6 protein-coding genes are annotated in these 5,355 nt (G+C 61.0%); 1 reads left to right on the forward strand and 5 read right to left on the reverse strand.

The features are described from left to right. Nucleotides 1-392: 392 nt before the first annotated feature. Nucleotides 393-1,226 (reverse strand): SDR family oxidoreductase, encoded by an 834-nt coding sequence (locus A3754_RS19405; RefSeq protein WP_063521013.1) that lies wholly within the window; start codon nt 1,224-1,226, stop codon nt 393-395. Between the two features lie 40 nt (nt 1,227-1,266). Continuing rightward, complete coding sequence (locus tag A3754_RS19410; protein WP_231880702.1) at nt 1,267-2,178, reverse strand: alpha/beta fold hydrolase; 912 nt, start codon at nt 2,176-2,178, stop codon at nt 1,267-1,269. A gap of 54 nt (nt 2,179-2,232) precedes the next feature. Here A3754_RS19410 and A3754_RS19415 point away from each other — a divergent pair, with 54 nt between their 5' ends. Next, complete coding sequence (locus tag A3754_RS19415; RefSeq protein WP_063521015.1) at nt 2,233-2,679, forward strand: 3D domain-containing protein; 447 nt, start codon at nt 2,233-2,235, stop codon at nt 2,677-2,679. A gap of 6 nt (nt 2,680-2,685) precedes the next feature. On the opposite strand, the gene A3754_RS19420 is transcribed toward A3754_RS19415, so the two are convergent. The 3 genes from A3754_RS19420 to A3754_RS27945 all read right to left on the reverse strand — a co-directional run. Then, nucleotides 2,686-3,444 (reverse strand): SDR family oxidoreductase, encoded by a 759-nt coding sequence (locus A3754_RS19420; RefSeq protein ID WP_063521016.1) that lies wholly within the window; start codon nt 3,442-3,444, stop codon nt 2,686-2,688. After that, complete coding sequence (locus tag A3754_RS19425; protein ID WP_063521017.1) at nt 3,441-4,391, reverse strand: alpha/beta hydrolase; 951 nt, start codon at nt 4,389-4,391, stop codon at nt 3,441-3,443. The genes A3754_RS19420 and A3754_RS19425 overlap by 4 nt, the downstream gene beginning before the upstream one ends. Beyond that, nucleotides 4,388-5,355: NAD(P)/FAD-dependent oxidoreductase (locus tag A3754_RS27945; protein ID WP_063521018.1), on the reverse strand; the 968-nt coding region annotated here is incomplete at its 5' end. The genes A3754_RS19425 and A3754_RS27945, both read right to left, overlap by 4 nt.

The following is a 5,355-nucleotide window of genomic DNA, read 5'->3' on the forward strand; positions in this document are numbered from 1 at the left end:
GCTGCAAGCGGCGGTCAGGGAGGCGGCACTGGAGTGACGGGTTATCGGTTGCCGTTTTGGGATTTGATCGCGCAATGGAGTGAATGAGCTGATATAGGGATTTTTTCTGTGATCCTGCCTTGGCAAACCGCTGGACGCCGGATGCCCGACGGCTGACGCTTTCAGTCAAGCCCCTGATTGATTCCTCTGCGCTTTTCGTCAACAGGTGTTACCTGATTGTCCCTGGAGTATTTCTCAAAAGAGGGGCCGGAATAGTGACCGCCTCTCAGCGCGGGTGTTTTGCGTCAGGCATTCGGCGTCGAGCGTCCTGCAAAGTGTGAGTGATACGCTATAAGCCAGGAAAACGGCGGGAAAGCTGACATTCTCGCTGACCCGTGAAAAACTTTTTTTGCTCACAATGCCGGCATATTCAGTTCGGCCATGGTGTCGTAATACAGCTCATCGGCCAGGCTGCGGTTGCGGGCCCGGGGCGAGCGCAGGGCCGGCTTGTGATTGGCGAAATACTCACCGCTGATATCCGCGTACTGTTCGTCCAGCGCCAGGCTCACGGGAAGCGATGCGGCTTTTTCCGGGGTGGTGAGCGTGGGGCGAATCAGTGCCATGACGGCGCTGGGGACATGGCGGAAAATCGGCGTGTCCACGCCGCCGGGGTGCAGGGCGTTGCTGGTAATGCCCGCCTCTTGCAGGCGCTCTGCCAGTACGTTGCTGAACAGGATGTTGGCGAGTTTGGACTGGCCATAGGCGTCCATGACCAGGTAGGGCTTGCGACCTTTCCAGGTCTTCTTGTTGATCCGGCCCAGCCAGTGAGCCACCGAGGCCAGGTGCAGGATACGGGGTTGGGTGCCTTTCTGTAGCAGGGGCAACATCAGGTGCGTGAACAGCACCGGCGCCAGGTAATTCACCCCGAACTGCATTTCATAACCGTCTTTGGTGAATTCCTGCTGGGTGGGCACCACGCCGGCGTTGTTGATCAGCACATCAATGTGGCCCAGTTCCTGATAGAGCTCAGCGGCGCAATCGCGTACCTGTTCAAGGTCTGCCAGATCCAGGGCAAACAGGCGCACTTTTGCCTGTGGGTGGGCGTTCTTGATTTTGGCCACGGCGGCCTGCCCCTTGGTCTGGTCGCGGCAGGCGAGGATAACCTCCGCGCCACGGCCGGCCAGTTGTTCTGCCGTGCAGAAACCAATGCCGGAATTGCCGCCGGTGATCAGTACGCGTTTGCTCATGATGGTCCTTGCCCCGCTTCCCTGTTGGTGTGTGGTCAGCTTAACAGGCCTCACAGGTGGGAGTGGGGCCGGTGGGGCCATTTTCTGCGTTTTTCTGTGGCAGTTGGGTCATGGCAAGCCACTGGAAAATGTCCTGGCAAACCTGCTGCCACTGCCGGCTTTGCAGCAACAGGTGCGGCGCATTCGGATAGAAACGGTATTCCCCCCGGTCGTTGGCGGATAAATGCGCCTGCAGGTGGCGAATGCCTGCTTCCGGGACGGAATGGTCCTTGCCACCGTACAGCAGCAGTGTCGGGATGTTCAGGTTGTTGGCCGAATCGCTGGCGCTGTCCGCCAGCTTGATCAGCCCCCAGTACGCGTCCATCCGAACCTCACGCATAACGCGCGGATCCTCGGCCAGGCGTTGAGCGCTGGTTGGGGCGAGGGTGGGATCATCGGCGTTGCGTTCAACGGTGAGGCGGTAACCCGGCGCCAGGGTAGCAGCGGTGGCGATGGCGGCGTTCCAGCCATAACGAAAACGAATCCCTTCGCGCACCGCGGGCCCGGCCAGCATCAACCCGGCGACCTTGTCCGGTTCCTGCTGGGCGGCCAGTATGGCCACGGCGCCACCCAGGCTTTCGCCGAGCACAAACAGGGGTGCGGCATGGGTCTGGTGCAGGCGCCGGATCTGCGTCGCCGCATCATCGACCAGTTGCTGCTCACCAGCCCAGCGGCCTTGCACCAGCCGGTCGCCAAAGCCGGCCTGATCGTAGGCCACAAACACATAGCCGGCTTCGGCAAACCAGGGGCCCAGCTGTTCAAACGCGGCGCCGAAATCCCCGAAGCTATGCAGGCCGAGAATCACTCCTCGTGGCGTGCCGGCAGGGACCCACTCGCGCACAGTATCGGTGAGGGGCTCAGGTATACTGGTGGTGTCTGACTGTTTGCCGGAAAAAAGACTGCATGCGGCCATCAGTACCCCGGTAAAAAGAATAAGAGAAAAGCGCAAAGTACGGAGAGTCATGCCATGAGCGTAGCAGTGCCGTTGCAACGGCGAGTGAATGCGGCAATTTTTTTTCTGGCTCTGGTGGTCACGACCGGGCTGGTCTCTCGCTGTGAGGCAGACAAGGCGCCGGTGGTGCCGATGATGGAGCTGACGGTAACGGCTTCGGCCTATAACTCACTGCACGGGCAGGGGGCGGGCCGCGACCATGCGCTCGCCGCCTGGGGCGACCGGCTGGTGCCGGGAATGCAGGCCATCGCAGTGTCCCGCGACCTGATCCGGCTGGGGTTGGCCCACAATACTGAAGTCACCGTGGAGGGCTTGCCGGGTGTGTGGGTGGTGAAGGACAAGATGCACCGGCGCTGGAAACGCAAGATTGATATCTATATGGGAGAGAATTTGCAGGCGGCCCGCGAATGGGGTCGTCGCAAGGTCAAAATCCGTTTTCCCCGGCCGCCGGAGAAACCCTGACGCGGACTATTCCCGGCTGAGAAACGTCATGGTCATCTTGGTGGAGCCGCTGGGCAGCACCTTGTCCAGCAGCTTGATGAATTTGAACACCCCGCCGACCGGGTTATGCACCGCGACGTTTTCATTGGCGGCCTGCCAGGCTTTGGCCGCAATGTCGTCGGCGGTCAGATTCACCCCCATGCGGTCCACCACCGGGGCACGGAATTCAGCGTTGTCCAGCATCGGCGTTTTCACAAACGGCGGCATGATATCCACCACCCGAATGCCCTGGCGGGCCCACTCGATATTGAGTGCTTCGGTGAGCGCGCGCACGGCAAACTTGCTGGCGGAATAAGAGGCCAGGTGAGGCACCCCGTAGAGCGCAGACGCGGAGCTCATGTTGATGACGGCGGGGTCGGTGCTCAGTTGCAGGTGCGCTTGTGCCGCCAGGGTCATGTTGACCAACCCGGTGACATTGATATCAATGATCTGCTTGTGCTGGGCGGCGCTGATGTCTTCGAAGTGCCCCATGCGCAGGATGCCAGCGCAGTTGAACAGCACGTCAAAACCCTTGCCCTGGGCAAAGGCCTGGCACGCCTGCTGGCAGGCGCCGGCGTCGGTGACGTCCAGCCGTTGATACCAACTGCCATCCAGCTCTTTTGCCAGCCTGGCGAGGGCGGTTTCATTGATGTCGGTCAGGCCCACCTGCCAGCCTTTGTTGTGGAAGAGTGTGGCGGTGGCCAGTCCGATGCCGCTGGCGGCGCCAGTAATCAGAATGCGTTTCATGCGTTGGCACCTTTCCCGTTTTTATGAATTGCGTGTTGGTGGATAAAGCGGGCGCAGGTCATCAGGGCCTGATCCGAATCCGCCAGTACGCCGGCATGCAATTGGAAGTCGTGCCAGCGCTGGGGGTGAATCTGTAGCCGTGTGAGCGTGCCGGCTTCGTTCAAGGCGGTGCACAGGCGGTGGCTGTCATTGAGCAGAATTTCGTCGCCGCCGGCCTGGATCAGGGTGGGGGGCAAATCACTCAAGTCGCCGAACAGGGGGGAGCATTGTGGATTGCGGGTGTCGTCACCGGCGTAGGCACTGGCCGCGCTGGCCAGCCAGGCATGGCTGAGCATGATGTCCCGGTCGGTGTCGAAGAGCTGGCCCAGTGTCAGGTCAACCCAGGGGGAAAACAGGATGGCCGCACTGGGTAGCGGCGTGCCGGCGGCTTTAAGGGCTTGCAGTGTGGCCAGCGCCAGTCCGCCTCCGGCGGAGTCTCCCATCAAGGTCAGCGATGCGGGGCTGACACCGTCGTCCAGCAGGGCCTGGTAGACCGCGACGGCATCTTCGATGGCGGCGGGGCAGGGGTGCTCGGGGGCGAGCCGGTAATCCGGCACCACCACGTGGGCATTGGCAAACTTGGCCAGGTGCGAGGTAATCGCCTTGTGGCTGTCCGGGCTGCCGGCCACGTAGCCGCCGCCGTGCAGATAGAGCACGGTGCTTTGCGCATGCAGTGGCTGGTAGTGGCGGCAGGGTACATTGGCAATGGCCTTGTCATGGCTGCCGATGCCGCCGGCCTTGAGGGTGCTGTAGGCCATGATGTCCAGCCAGCGCCGTTGCGCGGCAAAGCTGAAACGGGGGTTGGCGACGGGTTTGAACAGCAGGGCCAGGGACTGGCGCAGGGCGCCAGCCAGCAACTGCTGAACGGTGGACTGGCTGCGGCTGATGCGGTCAACAAACAGGCTCATAGGGCTTTGTACTCGTAGTCGCTGAGTTCCAGGTGCTGGGTCTGGCGGCGGTAGTCAAAGGTGAACCCGGGCCAGTTGTTGGTGTTCTTGCCGCTTTCGGTTTTGTACCAGCTGTGGCAGCCCTTGTCCCATACCGTGTCGCTGATTTTACGTTGCACGTTGTCGTTGAAGCGTGCCTGCACGCTTTCGCGCACTTCCAGAGAATGCAGTTTTTGCTCGTCCATTTCTGCCAGGCATTGTTGTACGTAATGAATCTGGCTTTCCAGCATGTAGATAATGGAATTGTGGCCCAGGTTGGTGTTGGGACCATAGAGCATGAACAGGTTGGGGAAGCCGCGCACGGTGATCCCCAGGTACGCTTCGGCGCCGTCCTGCCAGGCGGTATTCAGGTCCACTCCATCGCGGCCGGTGATGGTCATCGGGGTCAGGAAATCGGTGGCCTTGAACCCGGTGCCGTAGATGATCACGTCCACATCGTGGTGGGCGCCGCTGCTGTCGGTGAGGCCCTGTTTGTCCACCGCATCGATACCGTAGTTGATCACTTCCGTATTGGCCTGGGCCAGTGCCGGATAGTAGTCGTTGGACATCAGGATGCGCTTGCAGCCCATGGGGTAATCCGGGGTCAGCTTTTCGCGCAGCACCGGATCACTAATCTGTTTTTTCAGGTGCCGTGAGAACAGCCACTCGTACACCCCCATGGCCTTCTGGAAAGAGGTAAAGCCCAGCACCCGGGATTCATTGGCCGCATAAATGCGCATGCGATCCAGCGTTTGGGTCAGCGGCAGTTTCTTCAAAACCCAGTGTTCCGCTTTCTTGTAGGCGCGGTCCGGTTTGGCAATTACATGGGCGGCGGAGCGCTGGAACAGCTTGACCTTGCCGGCCACTTTGGCCACTTCCGGCACAAACTGGATGGCGCTGGCCCCGGTGCCGACCACGGCCACGGTTTTGCCGGTCAGGTCTTCAT

This window comes from Alcanivorax sp. HI0083 (genome assembly GCF_001635175.1).

Bases quoted from the DNA above. Each gene is read 5' to 3' on its own strand.
- A3754_RS19405 (WP_063521013.1), bottom strand. From the start codon at position 1,226: ATGAGCAAACGCGTACTGATCACCGGCGGCAATTCCGGCATTGGTTTC.
- A3754_RS19415 (WP_063521015.1), top strand. From the start codon at position 2,233: ATGAGCGTAGCAGTGCCGTTGCAACGGCGAGTGAATGCGGCAATTTTT.
- A3754_RS19420 (WP_063521016.1), bottom strand. From the start codon at position 3,444: ATGAAACGCATTCTGATTACTGGCGCCGCCAGCGGCATCGGACTGGCC.
- A3754_RS19425 (WP_063521017.1), bottom strand. From the start codon at position 4,391: ATGAGCCTGTTTGTTGACCGCATCAGCCGCAGCCAGTCCACCGTTCAG.
- A3754_RS19410 (WP_231880702.1), bottom strand. From the start codon at position 2,178: ATGGCCGCATGCAGTCTTTTTTCCGGCAAACAGTCAGACACCACCAGT.